This is a genomic window from Gordonia zhenghanii, assembly GCF_021738965.1.
GTDB lineage: Bacteria > Actinomycetota > Actinomycetes > Mycobacteriales > Mycobacteriaceae > Gordonia > Gordonia zhenghanii.
Genome location: NZ_JAKKOQ010000007.1, coordinates 203,793 through 224,393, shown reverse-complemented (window position 1 = coordinate 224,393; position 20,601 = coordinate 203,793). Strand labels below are relative to the sequence as shown.

General features: G+C 67.8%; 15 protein-coding genes and 1 riboswitch. Of the genes, 6 read left to right on the top strand and 9 right to left on the bottom strand.

Translation table 11 applies throughout. The annotated features are described in order from the left end of the window. Position 1 precedes the first annotated feature (1 nt). Both prpB and prpD read right to left on the bottom strand, forming a co-directional pair. Positions 2-925 (bottom strand): methylisocitrate lyase, encoded by a 924-nt coding sequence (prpB, locus tag L5G32_RS09740; protein WP_237010835.1) that lies wholly within the window; start codon positions 923-925, stop codon positions 2-4. Then, positions 925-2,427: a 2-methylcitrate dehydratase PrpD gene (gene prpD, locus L5G32_RS09735; RefSeq protein WP_237010834.1), complete on the bottom strand. Its 1,503-nt coding sequence runs from the start codon at positions 2,425-2,427 to the stop codon at positions 925-927. The genes prpB and prpD overlap by 1 nt, the downstream gene beginning before the upstream one ends. 119 nt (positions 2,428-2,546) lie before the next feature. On the opposite strand from prpD, the gene L5G32_RS09730 reads away from it, so the two are divergent. Beyond that, positions 2,547-3,944: a short-chain fatty acyl-CoA regulator family protein gene (locus tag L5G32_RS09730; RefSeq protein WP_237010833.1), complete on the top strand. Its 1,398-nt coding sequence runs from the start codon at positions 2,547-2,549 to the stop codon at positions 3,942-3,944. Positions 3,945-3,995: 51 nt separating this feature from the next. Here the strand turns inward: L5G32_RS09730 and L5G32_RS09725 are convergent, their stop codons facing one another. After that, a complete protein-coding gene (locus L5G32_RS09725; protein ID WP_237010832.1) occupies positions 3,996-5,210 on the bottom strand; it encodes a PucR family transcriptional regulator in 1,215 nt (404 codons plus the stop codon). Positions 5,211-5,342: 132 nt separating this feature from the next. Here L5G32_RS09725 and L5G32_RS09720 point away from each other — a divergent pair, with 132 nt between their 5' ends. Next, the gene (locus L5G32_RS09720; protein ID WP_237010831.1) at positions 5,343-6,863 is read left to right on the top strand and encodes a flavin-containing monooxygenase; all 1,521 of its coding nucleotides are present in this window, start codon (positions 5,343-5,345) and stop codon (positions 6,861-6,863) included. Between the two features lie 170 nt (positions 6,864-7,033). Here L5G32_RS09720 and L5G32_RS09715 read toward each other — a convergent pair whose 3' ends face one another. Continuing rightward, positions 7,034-8,257, bottom strand: coding sequence for an acyl-CoA dehydrogenase family protein (locus L5G32_RS09715; protein WP_237010830.1), 1,224 nt, complete (start codon positions 8,255-8,257; stop codon positions 7,034-7,036). A 64-nt stretch (positions 8,258-8,321) separates the two neighbouring features. Here L5G32_RS09715 and L5G32_RS09710 point away from each other — a divergent pair, with 64 nt between their 5' ends. Continuing rightward, positions 8,322-9,533: a serine hydrolase domain-containing protein gene (locus L5G32_RS09710; RefSeq protein ID WP_237010829.1), complete on the top strand. Its 1,212-nt coding sequence runs from the start codon at positions 8,322-8,324 to the stop codon at positions 9,531-9,533. Between the two features lie 19 nt (positions 9,534-9,552). On the opposite strand, the gene L5G32_RS09705 is transcribed toward L5G32_RS09710, so the two are convergent. The 4 genes from L5G32_RS09705 to L5G32_RS09690 all read right to left on the bottom strand — a co-directional run bounded on the left by L5G32_RS09705 (position 9,553) and on the right by L5G32_RS09690 (position 11,892). Beyond that, positions 9,553-10,314 (bottom strand): 8-oxoguanine DNA glycosylase OGG fold protein, encoded by a 762-nt coding sequence (locus L5G32_RS09705; RefSeq protein ID WP_237010828.1) that lies wholly within the window; start codon positions 10,312-10,314, stop codon positions 9,553-9,555. Beyond that, positions 10,301-10,714 carry a histidine phosphatase family protein gene (locus L5G32_RS09700; RefSeq protein WP_308192030.1) on the bottom strand — a complete coding sequence of 138 codons (414 nt, stop codon included), beginning with the start codon at positions 10,712-10,714 and terminating at the stop codon, positions 10,301-10,303. Before L5G32_RS09700 ends, L5G32_RS09705 begins: the two co-directional genes overlap by 14 nt. Before the next feature lie 110 nt (positions 10,715-10,824). Then, positions 10,825-11,640, bottom strand: coding sequence for a CbtA family protein (locus L5G32_RS09695; RefSeq protein ID WP_237010827.1), 816 nt, complete (start codon positions 11,638-11,640; stop codon positions 10,825-10,827). 24 nt (positions 11,641-11,664) lie between these two features. Further along, a complete protein-coding gene (locus L5G32_RS09690; RefSeq protein ID WP_237010826.1) occupies positions 11,665-11,892 on the bottom strand; it encodes a CbtB domain-containing protein in 228 nt (75 codons plus the stop codon). A gap of 39 nt (positions 11,893-11,931) precedes the next feature. Beyond that, a riboswitch (cobalamin riboswitch) is annotated at positions 11,932-12,052 on the bottom strand. A 39-nt stretch (positions 12,053-12,091) separates the two neighbouring features. On the opposite strand from L5G32_RS09690, the gene L5G32_RS09685 reads away from it, so the two are divergent. Then, the gene (locus tag L5G32_RS09685) at positions 12,092-16,756 is read left to right on the top strand and encodes an ATP-dependent helicase (protein WP_372491670.1); all 4,665 of its coding nucleotides are present in this window, start codon (positions 12,092-12,094) and stop codon (positions 16,754-16,756) included. Positions 16,757-16,825: 69 nt separating this feature from the next. Here the strand turns inward: L5G32_RS09685 and L5G32_RS09680 are convergent, their stop codons facing one another. Beyond that, the gene (locus L5G32_RS09680) at positions 16,826-18,568 is read right to left on the bottom strand and encodes a glycerol-3-phosphate dehydrogenase/oxidase (RefSeq protein WP_237010825.1); all 1,743 of its coding nucleotides are present in this window, start codon (positions 18,566-18,568) and stop codon (positions 16,826-16,828) included. 66 nt (positions 18,569-18,634) lie between these two features. On the opposite strand from L5G32_RS09680, the gene glpK reads away from it, so the two are divergent. After that, the gene (glpK, locus tag L5G32_RS09675; protein WP_308192029.1) at positions 18,635-20,143 is read left to right on the top strand and encodes a glycerol kinase GlpK; all 1,509 of its coding nucleotides are present in this window, start codon (positions 18,635-18,637) and stop codon (positions 20,141-20,143) included. Between the two features lie 74 nt (positions 20,144-20,217). After that, the gene (locus L5G32_RS09670) at positions 20,218-20,559 is read left to right on the top strand and encodes an ArsR/SmtB family transcription factor (protein WP_237010824.1); all 342 of its coding nucleotides are present in this window, start codon (positions 20,218-20,220) and stop codon (positions 20,557-20,559) included. Positions 20,560-20,601: the final 42 nt, after the last annotated feature.

Genomic DNA, 20,601 nt, shown 5'->3' with positions numbered 1-20,601 from the left:
GTCACTTCCCAGATCGGGTGTACGTGAACAGGTTCTGGTCGAAGGCGTTGTAATCGGAGTAGCGAAGGAACTCATAGAGGCGGGCCCGGTGCTGCATGGCGTCGAGCTGGCCCGCCTGCGTTCCGGTCTCCGCGATGGCGGCTAGCCCGGATTCGACGGCGCCCATCGCCAGCCGGAGCGTGGTGACCGGATAGATCACAACGTTGAATCCGAGGTTGCGCAGTTGATCGGTGGTGAGCAGGTCCGACTTTCCGAACTCGGTCATGTTGGCGAGCAGTGGGGTGTCGACGGCCTTGCGGAAGGTCTCGAACTCCTTCTCGTCGGCGAGCGCCTCGGTGAAGATGAGGTCGGCGCCCGCGTCGACGTAGGCCTTCGCTCGGTCGACGGCGGCGTCGAAACCCTCAACACCGCGGGCGTCGGTGCGCGCGCAGACGATGAAGTTCGGGTCGCGTCGCGCACCGACGGCTGCGGCGATGCGCCGCACCATGTCCTCGGTCGGAACCACATCCTTGCCCTCGAGGTGGCCGCACCGTTTCGGGTTCACCTGGTCTTCCAAATGGCAGCCCGCCAACCCAGCGTCTTCGAGCGTTGTGATGGTGCGGGCAGCGCTCATCGGCTCGCCGAACCCGGTGTCGGCGTCTACGAGCGTCGGGAGGTCGGTCGCCCGGGCGATCGATCCACTGCGCGCGGCGACCTCAGTGAGGGTCGTCAGCCCGATGTCGGGCAAGCCGAGATCCGCGGCCAGGGCGGCACCGGAGACGTACACGCCTTCGAAGCCGGCGTCGGCGACGACCTTCGCGACAAGCGGACTAAACGCTCCCGGCCACCGCTGCAGATCGCCGGACGTCAGTCCGGCGCGCAGCGCCGCGCGCTTGTCCGCGTCGCTCACAACCGAACTGAACAGGCCGGACGTCTGCCCCGTCATCAGAGGATGCCCTCGCCCGTCTCGGGTGCGGAGGCGAGTACCTCGTCGAGCACCCGGACGTTGAGGCCGCCGAGGTCGTCGGAGCCGAGTCCGTACAGTCCGGTGGCGGTAGCCGTGAACCGAGCCTGCTCGGTGGGGTCGACGACTCCGTCTGCCATGCGAGCGAACTTCCCGAGGTACTGGTCCCGGGCGAACGGTCGGGCGCCGAGCGGATGGGCGTCCGCAACCGCGAGTTCGTCCTCGATGACCTCGCCGCTCTTGAGGGTGACGACGGCTCTCGCACCGAACGCCTTCTCGTTCGGATCGGCCGAGTGGTAGCGGCGCGTCCATTCGGGATCTTCGACGGTCGAGATCTTGTTCCACAGTTCGACGGTGTCGGCCCGGGCGGCCCGTTCGGGCGCGTACGAGCGCTCGTGATCCCAGTCGCCATCCTGCAGTGCGACCGCGAAGATGTACATCACCGAGTGGTCGAGCGTCTCACGGCTGGCGGTGGGATCGAACTTCTGCGGGTCGTTCGATCCGGTGCCGATCACATAATGCGTGTGATGGCTGGTGTGCAGGACGATCGACGCGATCTGGTCGAGGTCCCCGATGCGGTCGCGCATCCGTCGGGCCAGATCAATCGGCGCCTGGCTCTGATATTCGGCCGAGTGCTCCTTGGTGTAGCTGTCTCCGATCGCGCGCTTGGCCTCGCCTGGGCCGGGAAGCGGAATCGTATAGCGCGCATCAGGGCCGCCGAGCAGCCAAGCGATCACGCCGTCCTCGCCCTCCCAGATGGGAGCCGGGGCGCCTTCGCCGCACATCGCACGGTCGACGGCTTCGACGGCGATCTTGCCCGCGTGTGCCGGCGCGTACGCCTTCCAACTGGAGATGAGGCCCTTGCGCGACTGCCGCGTCGCGGTCGTCAGGTGGAGCGCCTGCCCGACCGCCTGGTAGACGGTGTCGACGTCGAGGCCCAGCATGGTGCCGATACCCGCCGCGACCGACGGTCCGAGGTGTGCGACGTGATCGATCTTGTGCTCGTGCAGGCACATTCCTCGAACCAAATCGATCTGGATCTCGTATGCGGTGGCCAGCCCGCGGATCAGATCTGCGCCGCTCGCACCGGTCCGTTGCGCGACGGCGACGAGCGGCGGGATGTTGTCCCCGGGATGCGAGTACTCGGCGGCGAGGAACGTGTCGTGGAAGTCGAGTTCACGTACGGCGACACCGTTGGCCCACGCGGCCCACTCCGGCGCGTACCGACCGTCGATTCCGAACACGGTGGAGCCGTTCTCCAGGGGCCGCGCCTGCGCTTGGCGACGGGCGCTCGTCACTGGACGGCGAGCGACGGACGCCGCGCTCACGGCGGCGTTGTCGACGATCCGGTTGACGATCATCTCCGCCGTGTCTGCGGGTACCTCGACCGGATCGACGGCGACCTGAGCGATCTTGTACGCGAGGTGCTCCTCGATGGGGAACTCGTCTGCGCTGCGACGTGTGTGTACTTCGTGGTTGATCATAGTTGCACCGTACGCAAAACATAATTACCAATGAAAGACCTGGCAGATGCGTATTTATGCGGATGAGATCGGCGCATTCTGCGTATGTTGCGTATGCTGAGTGCGGTATTGTCACACGCATGGCGAAGACCTATGTCGGCGCGCGACTACGCCGACTGCGCGCCGATCTCGGCATCAGTCAAGCGGCCCTCGCTCGGCGCGTCGACCTGTCGACGACGTATGTGAATCAGTTGGAGAACGACCACCGCCCCATCACGGTGTCCGTCCTGCTGAATCTCACGTCCGCGTTCGACCTGCCCGCCGACTTCTTCGCCGACTCGGGAGACGCGCGGCTGTCGGCCGATGTCGCGGACGCTCTCCTGTCACACGGCGAATCGGCCGACCGCGCGGAGATCACGGAACTCGTCTCCCGCATGCCATCGGTCGGGCGGACACTGGTGAACCTGAATCGCAGGCTCACTGCGGCGACGACCGCGCTCGAGGACCAGCGGTCCGCCGACACTGCACCTCCCGATGTCCCGATGACTCCATTCGAACAGGTCCGGGACTATTTTTACGACCGCCGGAACCACATCACCGAACTCGACACCGCTGCCGAGCATCTGTTCATCGATGCTGGGTTCACGGTCGGCGGCCTCGATCTGCAGTTGGCGCAGCACCTCGACGACGTCTACGGGATCCGGGTCACGATCGGCTCGTCGACGGATCCGTCGACGGCGAAACGGCGATTCGATCCGGAGTCGGCAACCGTCACGCTGGCGCGACGCCTCACCGCCGGCCAGCGCGCATTCCAACTGGCTACCCAGTTGGCGCTGCTGTCGCACGCCGAACAGATCGACGCTCTGATCGCCGCCTCAACGGTCGCCGAAACGTCTCGAGCAGTCTTACGGGTCGGGTTGGCGAACTACTTCGCTGGTGCACTCGTCCTCCCCTATGGCCTGTTCGCGTCCACGGCACGCGAATTGCGCTACGACGTGGGTCTGCTGGCACGACGGTTCGAAGTCGGTTTCGAGACGGTCTGTCACCGACTGTCGACGCTGCAGCGTCCCGGCGATCGCGGGATCCCCTTCATTTTTGTCCGGGTCGATCGCGCCGGGAACATCTCCAAGAGACAGTCCGCGACGGCGTTCCACTTTTCGCGCGTCGGCGGCAACTGCCCACTCTGGGTGGTACACGACGCGTTCTCGATGCCAGGACGCATTCACACACAGGTCTCCGAGATGCCCGACGGCCGCAAGTACTTCTGGCTCGCGCGCACCACAGACATCGCGGCGGGGAGCCACCTGTCGACGACCGGCGAGTTCGCGATCGGGCTGGGCTGCGATCTCGCGCACGCCGACGAACTCGTCTATACGACGGGAATCAACCTCTCAGATCCGCGCACGGTCGTCCCGATAGGCGCCGGGTGCAAGGTCTGCGACCGCCCTGCGTGTTCGCAGCGTGCGTTCCCGATGCTCGGACACGGCATCGCGATCGACGAACTCGTCAGCGACTCGGTCCCCTACCGGCCCGCGTAAAGCCTGGTCGATGCGGCTTCGACTCGCTCGATCGACTGGAACAGCGACGCCTCACGCAGCCCAGTCGAGCAGTTCCAGCGCGACGGCGATGTGAACTGCGTTCTCGCGCAACGGGGTCGGGAGCAGGGACTCGGCACGTGCCAGGCGACGCAGGACCGTATTGCGGTGTGTGAACAAGGCGGCCGCCGTCTCGCTGACGCGGCATCCGGCAGCGAACCACTCGCGGACGCACACGAGAACCTGCTCCTCGGCGGTCCTCAACTCGCCGAGCGTCGTCGCGACGAATTCGTCGGCAGCCGACTGGTCGTCGCCGAGCAACGCGACCAGTCGGGCCTGCTCGTATCGTGCGACCCGTCTCGACGACCGCGAGCGCCGCAACAACCGTCGGACGGTGAGCGCCTGAAAGTGACTCGTGCGGAACCCGTCCCGGCCGTCGGCCGCCGAACCGATCGCCACGCGGACCCCGGGATGCGTCGCCTCGACGTCGCCGGTGACGACGTCGGCCGTCGGCAGCCACACCCACAGCTCCGACGCTCCTGAGACCACGACGAGCCGCCGAGTCACGCCGCTCGCGTCCATGATCGACTCGCACGTCGCCTCGAGCTCCTCCGGCGGCGTGCTCGGATCGCCGATCAGCACCAGCGCCGTATGCGGCCCGTCGAGCCGATAGCGCAACTGACGCTCGGCCCGATCCTTGGCGATCGGTGCACCCTCGAGCACCAGCGCGACCGCGGCGCGGCGCTGAGCATGTGTGCCCGCGGCGAGCTCGGCGCGCGCCGTGTCGATCAGCTCCGCGAGCTCACGGACGGTGTCGTCGATGAACTGGGCGATCGACGTCGACGTGACCTCGAGCAGTTCCCGCAGCAGTGCCGGATCGTCGGTGAGGCCGAAGCAGATCTGCATCCAGAGTCGCCAGGCGACGTTCTGCGCCGTCCGGAACGAGTCAAGCGAACCCGAGTCGAATCCGCGGCGGGCGAGATCTCGAATGTAGGCACGCGCCTCCTCGGTGATCGCGACGGGCACCCGCACACCCGGCTCGATCATGTTGACCGCTGCCCAATGCGACAGGTTTCCGGCGTTGATCCGCAGAGCGACCTCGAGGAGCGGCGAGTCGCCTGCGACAGGTTGCATCCCGGCCCCGCTGATGGCCGCCGCGTTGAGCTCGTCGATCCATTCGGGCGGCGCGTCGATCACGGCACGTACGCCGGCTCGAATCAGCTCGGCGACGGCGGGGCTGACCGGAGTATCCACAGGCAACTGGTTCACCTGGTGCATTATGCACCGAAAAGTGTCGAAATCTGGTCTGTTCCACACTTGCACAGACCCCACTGTTACAACGATCATTGATACACAACGATCTCGCTCCCGCCGAAGAATCTCGACAAGAACGGACAGACCATGACTACTGACGCCATCCTCACCGAGGGCCCACTCGACGTCCTCGTGCTCGGCGCGGGCATCTCCGGAATCGGCGCGGGCCACTACTTGCGCACCGAGCATCCGTCGAAGAGCTTCGCGATCCTCGAGTCCCGCGACGTCGCGGGCGGCACGTGGAATCTGTTCAAGTACCCCGGCATCCGGTCGGACTCGGACCTGAACACCTTCGGCTACGAGTTCAAGCCCTGGCGCGACCCGCAGGCTATCGCCGATGCTCCGCGCATCCTCGACTACCTGCACGAGGCGATCACCGAGGACAGCCTCGACGACGTCATCGTCTACAACCGCCGCGCCACCTCCATCGACTGGTCCGAGGCCGAGCAACTGTGGAACGTCACCGTCCACCGCAACGACACGGACGAGGATTCGGAGGCCGGCGACGACTTCGTGATCACCGCGCGCTGGATCTTCTCGGGCACCGGCTATTACAACTACGCCGAGGGCTTCACCCCCGAGTTCCCCGGCATCGAGAAGTTCACCGGCCAGGTGGTGCACCCGCAGCACTGGCCCGAGGACCTCGACTACGCGGGCAAGAAGGTCGTCGTCATCGGCTCCGGCGCGACGGCGGTGACCCTCGTCCCGTCGATGGCCGACAAGACCGAGCACGTCACCATGCTGCAGCGCACCCCCACCTACGTGATCCCGCTCCCCCGCGAGGACGTGGTCTCCAACGCGATGAAGAAGGTCCTCGGCGCCGAACGCGGTTACGCCCTGAGTCGACAGAAGAACATTCTGCAGCAGAAGATCGTCTTCAACCTCTGCCAGCGGTACCCGAAGCCCGCCCGCAAGATCATCCGGGCGACCAACGCGGCGCAGCTGCCGAAGGACTTCGACGTCGACACCCACTTCAACCCGCCGTACAACCCGTGGGATCAGCGGCTCTGCGTCGTACCCGACGGCGACCTGTTCAAGGCCATCCGCAAGGGCACCGCGTCGATCGAGACCGGCCACATCACGACGTTCACCGAGAACGGCATCCTCCTCGAGGACGGCACCGAACTCGACGCCGACATCATCGTCACGGCGACCGGCCTCAACCTGCAGCTCTTCGGCGGCATGGACATCAAGGTCGACGGCCAGACCGTCGACCTCTCGAGCACCGTCGCCTACCGCGGCATGATGTTGTCGGGCATCCCCAACTTCGCGATGGCGATCGGCTACACGAACTCGTCGTGGACGTTGAAGATCGGGCTGCTCTGCGAATACTTCTGCCGCATGCTGACCTACATGGACGCGACCGAGCACACGTCCGTGCGTGCCGTCGCCGACCCGGCGATGCCGACCCGTCCGCTCCTCGACTTCGCCGCAGGCTATGTGCAGCGCGCCCTGGACCGACTGCCGAAGCAGGGGACGCAGGCGCCGTGGACCATGACGATGGCGGTGTCTGCCGACGTCAAACAACTCCGCAAGGGCGACATCGTCGACGAGTACCTCGACTACCGTCGTGCCGCTGTGCCCGCTGAGACTGCATCGGCGGTCTGACACCCCCGAGACCGAAACGACGAGTGGGGGGGGGGGGGGGGCGCCCCCGCCGCCCCCCCCCGCGGGCCGGCCGGCGGGCCGGGGGGGCCCCCCCCCCCCCCCACCCCCCCGGGGGGGGGGGCCCCCCCCCCCCCCCCCCCCCCCCCCCCACTCGTCGATCGGTCAGCCGCTCAGGCGAGCAGCCCCTTCGCGACGTGCGTCACCTGGATCTCGTTCGATCCGGCGTAGATCATCAACGACTTCGCGTCGCGAGCCAGCCGCTCCACCGTGTACTCGGCCATGTAGCCGTTCCCGCCGAAGAGCTGGACCGCCTCCATCGCGACCTCGGTCGCCGCCCGCGCCGAGTACAGCTTCATCGCCGACGCCTGCGCGAGGGTCGGCGGCTTGCCCGCCTTCGACGCCTCCATCGCGACGAACAGCATGTTCTGCACGTTGAGTCGAGCGATCTCCATCTCGGCGAGCTTGAGCTGGATCAGCTGGAACTTGCCGATCTCCTGCCCCCACAGCGTGCGACTCTTCGCGTAGTCGATGGACAACCGCTGGGCTTCGTTGATGATGCCGAGCGAGAGTGCGGCGATGCCGATGCGTTCGGCGGTGAAGCCCGACTTCGCACTGTCGCCGCCCCGCTTGTCCTTGCCGGTGTCCTCGGTCTCCCCGAGGAGACGGTCGGGAGTCAGCCGGACGCTGTCGAAGAACAGTTCGCCGGTCGGCGAACTCATCATGCCCATCTTCTTGAACGCCTTGCCGCGCGTCAGACCCGGCATGTCACCGTCGAGCACGAAGGTCAGCACCTTCCGGTCACGGATCGGGGTGCCGTCGCCCTCGTCGAGCTTGGCGAACACCACGATCGTGTCGGCGTGCGGACCGTTGGTGATGAACGTCTTGTTGCCCTTGAGAATATAGTCGTCGCCGTCCCGGCGGACCGAGGTCTTCATCCCGCCGAGAGCGTCCGAGCCGCTGTCCGGCTCGGTGATCGCCCAGGCGCCGACGGTGCGCATGGTGACCAGGTCCGGCAGCCACCGACGCTTCTGGGCGAGCGTGCCGCGACTACGGATCGTCGACGCGGTCAGCCCCAGCGACACACCCATGGAAGCGATCGTTCCGAGGCTGACGCCGGCCATCTCCATATTGAGGATGAGGAACATCGAGTTCGCGAGGGTCGAGGACCCGCCGCCCGGCGCGCGCTCCTCGCCGGCTTCCTCCGCCGCGAGTTCGGCTTCCAGACTTTCGGTGTTCATCGTGTCCATACCGAAAGTCGTCAACATCTTGCGGATGATGTCGTACGGCGGGAGTTGACCGGTCTCGAGTTCGTCGACATGCGGCTTCACCTCCTTCTCGATGAAACCGCGGATGGCGTCACGCACCATCAGGTCTTCGTCGGACCACTCGAACATGCGACCTCCAAGGAATTGAAACGTGTTCTATCTTGATCACGACACTAGCGCCCGAGCAGCGAGCATGCCTAACCCCGGCCTCGTCCACCACCCTGATTCACTTACTGCACAGGACATGTCGGCCCTGACCCGAGTGGGCGACGAGTGGCCGAATCGGCCTGAGACAGCACCGATCTGGGCTGCGGCCGAGCACTGGTACGCGGGCGGACTGCAGCCTGCGATCCAGATCTGTGTGCGCCATCGCGGCGCCGTCGTGGTCGACCGCGCCATCGGGCACGGTCGCAGCCTGCTGGAACCGGTCACCCCGTCGACGCCGTTCTGCCTGTACTCGGCGTCCAAGTTGATCGCCGCGGTCGCCGTCTGGCGACTCGTCGAACAGGGCCGTCTCCGGTGGTCCGACCGGGTCGCCGACCTGGTTCCCGGATACGGCGCGCGAGGCAAGACGACGACGACCGTCGATCACGTGATGACGCACCGTGCCGGGATTCCGTTCGCGCTCGGCGGGACCGCCGACCGGTCGCGCGCCGACGACCGGGAGTTCGTCCGCGAGGCCCTGCGCCGGATGCCTGCGGTCCATCGTCCCGGACTGATGCACTTCTATCACGCGCTCACGTGGGGTCCGATCGTCCGCGAGATCGTCGAAGCCGCCGCCGAGCGCCCCATGCGCGAGTACATCGCCGACGAGATCACCGGGCCGCTCGGTCTGCGGTGGACCAACATCGGCGTCGCGCCGCACGACGCCGCACTCGTCGCCCCCAGCCATGTGACCGGGCCGCGGGTCGGGCTCGCAGTCGACGCCGCGTTCCGACTCGCGACGGGGCGGACTCTCACCGGAATCGTCGACGACTCGAACACCGCCGAGTTCTTGACCAGCACAGTCCCCTCGTCGAGTGGTGTGTCGAACGCGGCCGAACTGTCGGTGCTCGCCGAGATGCTGCTGCGCGACGGCGAACGCAACGGCGCGCGCATCGTATCCGCCGAGACCATAACTGCGGCTCGCAGGCAACGCCGTGTGCTGCGGCCCGATGTCGCGACCGCGGGCATGCCGCTGCGGTGGGGCACCGGAGTCATGCTCGGCTCCCACTACTTCGGACCGTTCGGCCGTCGTGCGCCAGATGCGTTCGGACACACCGGACTCACCCAGACAGCGATGTGGGCGGACCCGCAGCGCGACCTCGCTGTCGCGATCGTCAGCAGCGGCAAACCGCTGGGCGACGTCGGCGGCCGTTACCGCGCGCTCATCGACACGATCGCCGCGGCCTTCCCGCGACACTGACGGACGCTCTGCACCAGGTTCACCACAGGAGCAGCGCCTCCTGTCGATCGTGCCGACCGAGTCGCCGGTGCCAGTCGCGGTTGAGCCAGAGTTCGACTATCTCGGGTTTCGTGCCCGCCTGCCCGGCCCAGCGCTCGATGAGCCCGGAGTATCGGGCATACGTCTTGACCGAGTACTGCGAGGCTCCCCCGTCCTCCATCCAGCCGTACCGGATCATGCTCGCCGCGGTGTACTTGTCGAGCAGTTGCGGCCGATCGCGTTCGGCTCCGTGAACCGCCCAGCTGTACAACGACATCAGCGAGTTCCCGACTCCCGGAGCCACCGGCCACCCTGACCACGAGCGGAACGCACCGGTCTGCACCAAGGCGGGTTCGGCCTCGCACGAGTCGAGGGCCCGGGCGATCATGTCGAACGGGTGGTAGCGGTCGTGCGGGTCGCGCACGTCCAGGAATCGCCGGAACCCGCCGCGGTCCCGATGCGACCGCAGCCACGCGTCGCACAGGTACAACCGGTTCAGCGCGGGCTCGGACCCGAGGTCGAGTGTGGTGCTGGACGCGTCGAGGTCGCCGCGCCGGATGTGGCCGATCCCCGAGTCGATCTGCCGACCGTCGGCGTCCACCGCGAACACCCGTGCCGGGATCCGAAGTGCGGCCAACCGGACGTTCCACTTGTCCAGGTCCACCTCGGCGTAGTCGTCCAGGACCGTTTCCGCGTACGGCTGGTGGTGACACCAGAGGACGCAGTCCTTCGGCACCACCAGCGTCTCGTCACCCCGATTCATACCTGCATCGTGGCACCCGGGTACGACAATTCCGGTGTCGCACGGTCAGCACCGACGCCGGGCGCACGTCGACGGTGAAGTACCGCTCGGCGCTCTCGCACAGCAGGGCCTGCGCCACGGGCGAAGCGACGATCAGCACGTCGCCGTCGGCCGCTTCGGCGATCGCGGCGTCGATTCGCGCGACGAACTCACGGACCGTCTCGCCGCCGTGCGGACGAGCGTCCGGGTCGCCGAACCAGAGCGGCAGGTCGGCCGCGACCGCTTCGGGCGACAGTCCGCGCCACCGTCCCACGTCGAGAGTGGACAACGACGGATCGGGGTCGCTCGCCACGCCGAGGATCTCGGCGGTCTGCGCGACCGAGGTCTCCGGCCCAACGCGAAAGCCGACGGCGTCGGGCAACGTGAGACCTGCGACGTCGAGTCGACCTCGCCGATCCAGTTCGCCGTGTTCGCCGCCGAACCGGACTGCACGGTTGGGTGCAGTCCGGCCCGCGACGACGACGGTGACGCTCAGGCCGAGATCCGTTCGACCGATCCGACTCCCGCTTCGACCGACCGCGTGCGACGCATCATGACGCCGAGCAACCCGATGAACACGACGGTCAGCACCGTCCACAACAGCACCTGGTCGGCGATCGCGTAGACGCGGAAGTCGGCGATCACCTGCCCCGGAAAGCCCGGGGCGACGATCGTGTCGCCGTCCATGACCGGCCCCGGGACCTCGGCGAAATCGGGCAGCAACGCCGCCGTGACGGTGGCTCCGATCAGGTAGACGACTGCGCCGACGACCCCTGCCCACCACGCGCCGATGCGCGCCGACAGCGCCGTCGCGAGCAGGACGCCGACGACTGCGAGGGCGATCGAGACGAGCGTGATCGTCAGGAACGAACCCGACCGCGAGCCGATCGTGTCCTCCTCACCCACGGCGGGCGGATTCGGCGGGTACACGAAGAACGGCACGCCGATGACCGCGACGAAGGCGATCCCCGACAGTGCGGCGGCCAGCGCGCGCGGGTCGGTCGTCGGCCGACGTCGTCCGACGTAGGCCCACGCCACGGTGAACACGACGGCGAACAGTGCGCCGATCGCGAGTGCGAAGACGACAGTGCCGACACTGGCTCCGATGTTCTCCTGCACGGATCTCGTGAACAGTTCGTGCTCGTGCGCGTGTTCGCCGGTCAACTCCGCTTCCGCGTGTGACCGGACGCCTTCGTAGTCGATGGCCTCAGCGACCTGCGGCTCGACGAAGATGCGGGCGAAGACGTATGCGATGAGTCCGGCGATCAGACCCGAGAGCAGGCCTGCGCCGATGAATGTGCGTTCCATGTTCGATTGTCTCCTCTACCTGTTCTAGTGGCAGGGGAAGCCGAGGAAGTGCCGCGAGTCGTGAATGAACTCGTGCACGTGCGTGTCGTCGCCGAAGATCGAGACGGCGCCTTGGTCGTAACCGAGGAAGTAATAGGCCAATGCGGCGACCAGCACGGTCGCCGTCAGCACCAGTGCGGTGGTGGCGGCCGAGACGTCGGGCACGGCGAGTGCGCGTGTCGCGTCCTTGGGCGAGATCGTGGTGACTGTCATGTCCAGTCCATCCTGTCCTCCGGATCGAGCGTCCGGTTCGTAGCGGCGGTACACCCGGCCGGTGATCTGGCTCGTCCCACCCCGCAGGGTGGGAACTCACAGTGGCGCGACCGCTCCGGATTCTCACCGAATTCCCCGCACCGGGATGGGAGAACCATACCCCTGCTCACAGTCGGCGCTCGCGCGGATTGTCGCAGGCATGCGATTCAATGGTGGTGTGGCCCGAATCGACTCCGCCCTGGATCGGATGCAGCCAGCCACTCGGCGCTGGTTCACCGGGGCCTTCGCACGCCCGACGCCGGTGCAGTCGGGTGCGTGGGACTCGATCGCGAAGGGCGACGACACCCTGGTCATCGCGCCGACCGGCTCCGGCAAGACCCTCGCCGCGTTCCTGTGGGCGATCGACGCGCTGACCCGCGACTCTGAATCGGAGCGGTCGGGTGTCAGCGTCTTGTACATCTCGCCGCTGAAGGCGCTCGGTGTCGACGTCGAACGCAACCTCGCCGCACCGCTGACCGGGATCGCCCACGCCGCAGCCGAACTCGATGCTCCGCCGCCGTCGGTCACCGTGGGTGTGCGGTCGGGCGACACTCCAGCCACCGACCGCCGGGCCCTGCAGCGGAAACCGCCCGACATCCTGATCACCACCCCCGAGTCGCTCTATCTAATGTTGACGTCGTCGGCGCGCTCGACGTTGACGAGTGTGCACACGGTGATCGTCGACGAGGTGCACGCCGTCGCATCGACCAAGCGCGGCACACATCTCGCACTGTCGCTCGAACGACTCGACGAACTGCTGCCCCACCGCGCGCAACGCATCGGCCTGTCGGCGACGGTCCGCCCCGAGGAGCGGGTCGCGCGGTTCCTGTCGGGGTCGCAGCCGTGCACTGTCGTCAAACCGCGGGCAGCGAAGACCTTCGACCTGCGTGTGGAGGTGCCCGTCGACGACATGGCGAACCTCCCGTCGCCTCCTGTCGGCGCCGAGGAACTCGACGACGCGTTCTCCCCGACCGCGGGCTCGTTGTGGCCGTTCATCGAGGAGTCGATCGTCGACGAGATCGAGGCGAACCGATCGACGATCGTCTTCGTGAACTCACGCCGTCTCGCCGAGCGGTTGACGGCCCGGCTCAACGAGATCGCCGTCGCCCGCGTCGGCGAGCCGAGCGATCCGGCCAGGACCAATTCCGCGGTGCCGGGCGGGATGCCGTCGTACGTGTCGGGGTCCGGGATTGGATCGGGTGCCGGGAGCGGAGCGAGCGGGCCCAATGACACGGGCGCCGGGAGCGGAGCGAGCGGGCCTGTTCTGGCGCGTGCTCATCACGGGTCGGTGAGCAAGGATCAGCGTGCCGCGATCGAGGACGATCTCAAGTCGGGTCGGCTGCGGTGCGTCGTGGCGACGAGTTCACTCGAACTGGGCATCGACATGGGCGCCGTCGACCTGGTGGTGCAAGTGGAGTCGCCGCCGTCGGTCGCGTCCGGGCTGCAACGAATCGGCCGTGCCGGACATCAGGTCGGCGAGATCAGCCGCGGCGTCCTGTACCCGAAGCACCGCACCGACCTCATCCATTCGACGGTGACCGTCGATCGAATGGGCCGCGGCGAGATCGAGTCCATCGCCGTCCCCGCCAATCCGCTCGACATCCTCGCGCAGCAGACGATCGCCGAGACAGCGGCACACGATGTGGACGTCGACGACTGGTATGCGACGGTCACCCGGTCGATGCCCTACGCGGATCTGACCCGCGACGTCTTCGACGGCGTCCTCGACCTGATCTCGGGCCGTTATCCGTCGGACGAGTTCGCCGAGCTCCGCCCGCGCGTCGACTACGACCGCGTCGCGGGTGTCCTCACCGCGCGACGCGGCACACTGCGGCTGGCCGTCACGTCGGGCGGAACCATTCCCGATCGTGGGCTGTTCGGGGTGTTCTTAGCGGGCGCCGGGAGCGATGCGAGCGGGCAGCTGCGGCGGGTCGGCGAGCTCGACGAGGAGATGGTCTACGAGTCGCGGGTCGGCGACGTCTTCGCGTTGGGGGCGTCGAGTTGGCGCATCGAGGAGATCACGCACGACCGAGTGCTGGTGACGCCCGCCTTCGGCATGCCTGGTCGGCTCCCGTTCTGGATCGGCGACTCGCAGGGCCGACCAGCCGAGCTCGGTGCGGCGATCGGCAAGTTCGTCGGATCGATCGCCGACGACGACAAGCTCGCGAAGCAGGCCGACCGGCTGGGTCTGGGTCAGCGCGCCCGCAACAATCTGTCGTCGCTTCTGCACGAGCAGCGCGAGGCCACCGGCACGCTCCCGACCGATCGCACGTTGGTCGTCGAACGGTTCCGGGACGAGCTCGGCGACTGGCGCCTCGTCCTGCACTCACCGTACGGGCTGCGCGTCCACGCGCCGTGGGCGTCGGCCATCGCGGCACAGCTGGCGGCACGCCTCGGGATCGACGGCGCGACGACGGCCGCTGACGACGGGATCATCGTCCGCCTCCCCGACACCGACGACTCCCCGCCGGGCGCCGAGGTCTTCGACATCGACCCCGATCACGTCGAAGAGCAGGTGACGCGCGCGCTGGCCGACACCTCGATGTTCGCGTCGCGGTTCCGCGAGTGCGCCGCTCGTGCACTCCTGCTGCCCCGGCGAGACCCCGGCAAGCGGGCGCCACTCTGGCAGCAGCGCCAACGCAGCGCGCAATTGCTCGCGGTGGCCGCCCAGTTCCCGGATTTCCCGATCATCCTCGAGACCGTCCGCGAATGCCTGGCCGACGTGTACGACCTGCCCGCCCTAGTCGACCTGCTGACCCGTATCCGGTCTCGCAAGGTCCGGGTGGCCGAGGTCGAGACGGCGTCGCCGTCGCCGTTCGCGGCATCGATGCTGTTGGGCTACGTCGGTGCGTTCATCTACGACGACGACGCGCCGTTGGCGGAGCGTCGTGCCACCGCACTCTCGCTCGACACCGCGCTCCTCGCTCAACTGCTCGGGCGCGTCGACCTGCGTGAACTACTCGACCCCGAAGTGATCGCGACGGTCGTCGGTCGGCTACAGCGGCTGGCGCCCGAGCGGCGTGCGCGCGACACCGAGGACGTCGACGACCTGCTGAGGTGGCTCGGTCCACTCACCGTCGACGAAGTGTCGGCCCGCTGCCGTGACGACGTCGACGCGGCCGCGGCGCTCGACGAACTCGTGGCGTCGGGCCGCGCCATCGCGGTGCGTCATCGGGGGCGGGACCTAGTCGCCGCGGTTCAGGATGCGGCCCGACTCCGCGACGGACTCGGCGTCCCCGTCCCCCTCGGAGTCCCGACCGACTTCCTGGTCGCCGTCGCCGATCCGGTCGGCGACCTGGTGCATCGCTTCGCGCGGACGCACGGACCGTTCACCGTCACCGAGGCCGCCGACTCCCTGGGGATGGCTCCGGCCGTGGTGGCCGGTGCTCTCGACTCGCTCGCCGGCCGGCACATGGTGCTCGAGGGCGAGTTCGTCCCCCACCAGGATCGGGAGCAGACCCAGTGGTGCCACAGCGAGGTCCTCGGGCAGTTGCGGCGCGGCTCGCTCGCGGCCGGCCGGGCGGAGGTCGAACCCGTGTCGCCCCAGGCGTTCTCCCGGTTCCTTCTGGACCGCCAGCACGTCGTCGACCGGTCCCGTCTCACCGGGGTGTCGGGCGTGGCCGAGGTCGTCGAACAGCTTGCCGGACACCCGATCCCGGCGTCGGCATGGGAGACGCTCGTCCTGCCGACGCGGGTGCGCGACTACCGGCCGTCGATGCTCGACGAACTGCTGTCGTCCGGTGAGGTCACCTGGTCCGGGCATGGTGCGATCGGTCGCGCGGACGGGTGGATCGCCCTGCACTTGAGCGACGCCGCACCGCTGACCCTCCGCGATGCGGACGACGTCGAACTGTCGGCCGTCCACGAACGGCTCCTCGCCGCGCTCGACGGCGGTCACGGGCTGCGCGCACCGGAACTGCGCGATGCCGCGGCGACCGACGACGCGTCGATGCAGACCGCACTGTGGGAGCTGGTGTGGTCCGGCCGGATCACGAACGACTCGTTCTCGGTGGTGCGCGCGGCGTTGAACCCGACACGGTCCCGCCCGTCGACGCCGTCGCACGCATCGCGAGGCCGCGCCCCTCGCCTGCGCACGGCTCGCCTCTCCTCGCGCTATCTCGCTGGGGTCGACGGCTCGGCCAGCGTTCCGCCGCTGCTCGGCGGGCGGTGGTCGACGCTGCGGCGTCAGCACATCGACGCGACGACGCAGGCTGCGGCCACGTGCGACATCCTGCTCGAACGGTTCGGCGTCGTCACCAAGGGCGCCGTGACCGTCAGCGAGATCGACGGCGGCTTCTCCCGGATCTACAAGGCGCTCACCGTCTTCGAAGACAGTGGGCAGGTGCGGCGCGGCTACTACGTCGACGGGCTGGGCGGCGCGCAGTTCGCGGCCGGGCACACCGTCGACCGCCTGCGCGACGAAGTCGACGTGCCGCGCGAGCAACGCACCGAAGCCGTCCTTCTGGCCTCGACCGACCCGGCGAACCCGTACGGTGCGGCGTTCGCCTGGCCGTCGCAAGCGGAGTCCGGGCACCGACCCGGCCGCAAGGCCGGCGCAGTCGTCGTCGTCGCGGGCGACCTCGCGGTGTTCATCGAACGAGGCGGCAAGACGGTGCTGACCTTCACCGACGACGTCGACGTTCTCGCGGCGGCCGCCGCCGAGGTGGTCGCAGCGGTGCGCATGGGGCGCGTGCCGCGCATCCACGTCGACCAGGTCGACGGTCGGGCGGTGCTGTCGACGCCGTTCGGCCGCGAATTGAGCGCCGCCGGGTTCTCCTCAACCCCGCGCGGGCTGCGAATGAACTACGACCCGCGGATGGGCTGACAACTCCCACGACTTCGGCACTTTGTTTCGGCGTAGGGCCGAAACAAAGTGCCGAAGTCGTCGGCGGACTCAGTCCGGAACGGGAACCGGTTCGAGGATCTCTTCGCGGGCCTCGGGTGCCGCCGCGCGCAGGGCATCGGCGGACGCGTCGTCGGGCTGACGCTGCGACGCGATCTCCGCGTTGACGCGAGCGGTGTACGTGGCGACCTCCTGATCGGTCTGCGCCTCGTCCCACCCGAGGACCGGGGCCATGAGTTCGGCGACTTCGCCTGCACAGTCGACGCCGCGATGGCTGTACTCGATCGCGATTCGGGTGCGTCGGGCCAGGACGTCTTCCAGGTGCAGCGCGCCTTCGACAGCGACGGCGTAGACGATCTCGGCGCGCAGATACTGAGGTGCGGCAGCAAGCGGCCGCAGCAGCGACTCGTCCTCGTCCGCGTAGTTCAGCACGTCGTCGAACGTCGATCCGTACCGGTTGAGCAGGCGGCGGATCCGGTACGGGTGCAGATCGAATCGTTGCCCCAGGTGCTCGCACTGGTTCACGAGAGCGAAGTAGCCGTCGGCGCCGACGAGCGGCACCCGTTCGGTGATCGACGACGCGACCCGCGACGGCAAGAAGTCGACGCAGGCGTCGACGGCGTCGGCGCCCATCACCCGGTACGTCGTGTACTTGCCGCCCGCGATCGACACGAGGCCGGGCGCGACGACGGCGACGGCGTGCTCGCGCGACAACGTCGACGTGCCTTCGTCCTCACCGGCGAGCAGTGGACGGAGTCCGGCGTAGACGCCTTCGATGTCGTCGTGCGTCAGTTCGGTGACCAGTTCGGCGTTGACGCGGTCCAGAATGTAGTCGATGTCCTTGCGCGTCGCCGCCGGATGCGCGAGGTCGAGGTTCCAGTCGGTGTCGGTGGTGCCGATGATCCAATGGGTCTCCCACGGGATGACGAACAGGACTGAATCCGTGGTCCGCAGGATGATCGCGCTCTCGCTGACGATCCGGTCGCGCGGAACCACGATGTGGACGCCTTTGGATGCGCGGACCTTGAAGTGGCCGCGCTGCTTGGAGAGCGCCTGGACCTCGTCGGTCCACACGCCGCCCGCGTTGATCACGCAGTGCGCGGCGATCTCGGTGGTCGCGCCGGTCTCGCTGTCGCGGACCTTGACGCCCTTGATCCGATCCGCTTCGGTGAGGAAGCCGACGGCCTGGGTCGAAGTGCGGATCACCGCGCCGTAGTTCGACGCGGTACGCGCCAACGTCAAGCTGTGTCGAGCGTCGTCGACGACGGTGTCGTAGTAGCGGATGCCGCCGATCAGCGCCTTGCGTTTGAGCCCGGGCGCCACGCGCAGTGCCCCCGACCGGGAGACGTGCCGTTGGCCCGGAACGGATTTGGCTCCGCCCATCCGGTCGTAGAGGAACAGGCCTGCGGCGACGTACGGGCGCTCCCAGACCCGTCGCGTCAACGGGTAGAGGAAGGGCAGCGGTTTCACCAGGTGCGGCGCGAGGAGCCGCAGCGACAGTTCGCGTTCGCGGAGCGCTTCCCGGACCAACCCGAACTCGAGCTGTTCGAGGTACCGAAGCCCGCCGTGGAACATCTTGGACGACCGGCTCGACGTCCCCGACGCGATGTCGCGGGCTTCGACGAGCGCGACACGCAGTCCGCGGGTCGCCGCGTCGAGCGCTGCACCGACTCCCACCACGCCGCCGCCGATGACGACGATGTCGAACTGCTCGCTGCCGAGCCGCCGCCACGCCTCGTCTCGGTATGCGGGGGTGAGGTCGGCAGGGCGGTCCGGATTGAACTCGGTCTCCATGCGCGCGAGCCTACTACGACGCAGGTAGGGCCCCGCAGTCGCGATGTGACATGACACACTGTGGCCGTGAGTTCACGCGGAAAGTACGTCGTCGCAATCGATCAGGGCACCACGTCCACGCGAGCCATGGTGTTCGACAAATCGGGTCGAGTGGTCGCATCGGAGCAGTTGGAGCACGAGCAGATCTTTCCCCGCGCGGGCTGGGTCGAGCACGACCCGGTGGAGATCTGGCGAAACACTCGGCGCGTCGCGGCGGCGACGATGGCTGCGGTCGAACTCCTGCCCGGCGACATCGTCGCGTGCGGCATCACCAATCAGCGCGAGACGACGGTCGTCTGGGATCGGGCCACCGGCGAGCCGGTCCACAACGCGATCGTCTGGCAGGACACGCGGACCGACGCCCTGTGTAAGGAGCTCGCAGGCGACGAGGGCGTCGACCGCTATCGCACCCGCACCGGACTCCCCCTGGCCGCGTACTTCGCGGGTCCCAAGATCCGGTGGATCCTCGACAACGTCGACGGCGCCCGTGAGCGTGCCGAACGCGGCGAGCTCGCGTTCGGCACCATGGACTGCTGGCTGGCCTGGCACATGACCGGCGGCGTCGACGGCGGCCTGCACGTCACCGATGTGACGAACGCGTCCCGCACCATGCTGATGGATCTGCGCACGCTGGAGTGGGACGAGCAGATCTGCGCCGAGATGGGCGTGCCGATGTCGATGCTCCCGGAGATCCGAAGCAGTTCGGGCGTCATCGCGCCGCTGCGCTCGGCAGGCGCGCTCCCCGGCGTGCCGTTGGCCGGGATCCTCGGCGATCAGCAGGCTGCGATGTTCGGGCAGGCCTGCCTGGATCCGGGCGAGGCGAAGAACACCTACGGAACCGGCAACTTCCTGCTGCTCAACACCGGTACCGAACCCGTCTACTCCGACCACGGATTGTTGACGACGGTCTGTTATCGAATCGGCGACGACGACGCCCGCTACGCGCTCGAGGGGTCGATCGCGGTGACCGGCTCGCTCGTGCAATGGCTGCGTGACAACCTCGGGCTCATCTCGAGTGCCGCGCAGGTCGAGGAGTTGGCGCGCAAGGCCGACGACAACGGCGGCGTCTACTTCGTTCCCGCATTCTCCGGCCTGTTCGCGCCGAGGTGGCGCGCGGACGCCCGCGGCGTCATCGTCGGCCTCACTCGTTTCGCGAACCGAAACCACATCGCCCGCGCGGTGCTGGAGGCCAGCGCCTATCAGACACGCGAGGTGATCGAGGCGATGCAGGCAGACTCCGGCGTCACGCTGAGCACCTTGAAGGTCGACGGCGGGATGGTCGTCAACGAACTGCTGATGCAGTTCCAGTCGGACATCCTCGACGTCCCCGTGGTCCGTCCCGTCGTCAACGAGACGACTGCTCTCGGCGCGGCGTATGCGGCCGGTCTCGCCGTCGGCTACTGGGAGTCCACCGACGACATCCGCGCCAACTGGTCCGAAGGCGGCCGCTGGGAGCCGACGATGCCCGACGACCAGCGAGATGAGCTGTTCGCCGGCTGGAATCAGGCCGTGGAACACAGCTTCGGTCTGGCGTAGCGCGAGCGCGACAGACCGCGACGCAACGCAAAGCCACCCCTTGACATACAACCATTTAGTTGTATATTTAGTTCATGGCCGAGATCGATGAGGACAGAGCGGACGCCCTGTTCCACGCGCTCGCTGACCGGACTCGACGCGACATCCTGCGCCGTGTCCTGGCGGGCGAGCATTCGGTCAGCGCGCTGGCGGAGAAGTACGACATGAGCTTCGCCGCGGTACAGAAGCACGTCGCGGTCCTCGAGAAGGCAGGACTCCTGACCAAGCGACGGGACGGACGCCAACAGTTGGCGACCGGCGACGTGGCGGCTGTGCGTTCGGTGTCCTCGATGCTGGCCGACATCGAACAGATCTGGCGCGGCCGAATCGCCGCGATCGACGAGCTACTCGCCGTCGAGAAGACCGAGAACCCCTGAAACCCTTCGTGTCCCGACCCCGGGGCATCCCACGCCTTAGGA

Coding starts and splice junctions, on each gene's coding strand:
- L5G32_RS09680 (WP_237010825.1), bottom strand. CDS start 18,568: ATGGAGACCGAGTTCAATCCGGACCGCCCTGCCGACCTCACCCCCGCA.
- L5G32_RS09705 (WP_237010828.1), bottom strand. CDS start 10,314: ATGAATCGGGGTGACGAGACGCTGGTGGTGCCGAAGGACTGCGTCCTC.
- prpB (WP_237010835.1), bottom strand. CDS start 925: ATGACGGGGCAGACGTCCGGCCTGTTCAGTTCGGTTGTGAGCGACGCG.
- L5G32_RS09690 (WP_237010826.1), bottom strand. CDS start 11,892: ATGACAGTCACCACGATCTCGCCCAAGGACGCGACACGCGCACTCGCC.
- L5G32_RS09685 (WP_372491670.1), top strand. CDS start 12,092: ATGCGATTCAATGGTGGTGTGGCCCGAATCGACTCCGCCCTGGATCGG.
- prpD (WP_237010834.1), bottom strand. CDS start 2,427: ATGATCAACCACGAAGTACACACACGTCGCAGCGCAGACGAGTTCCCC.
- L5G32_RS09670 (WP_237010824.1), top strand. CDS start 20,218: ATGGCCGAGATCGATGAGGACAGAGCGGACGCCCTGTTCCACGCGCTC.
- L5G32_RS09720 (WP_237010831.1), top strand. CDS start 5,343: ATGACTACTGACGCCATCCTCACCGAGGGCCCACTCGACGTCCTCGTG.
- L5G32_RS09695 (WP_237010827.1), bottom strand. CDS start 11,640: ATGGAACGCACATTCATCGGCGCAGGCCTGCTCTCGGGTCTGATCGCC.
- L5G32_RS09730 (WP_237010833.1), top strand. CDS start 2,547: ATGGCGAAGACCTATGTCGGCGCGCGACTACGCCGACTGCGCGCCGAT.
- L5G32_RS09715 (WP_237010830.1), bottom strand. CDS start 8,257: ATGTTCGAGTGGTCCGACGAAGACCTGATGGTGCGTGACGCCATCCGC.
- L5G32_RS09710 (WP_237010829.1), top strand. CDS start 8,322: ATGCCTAACCCCGGCCTCGTCCACCACCCTGATTCACTTACTGCACAG.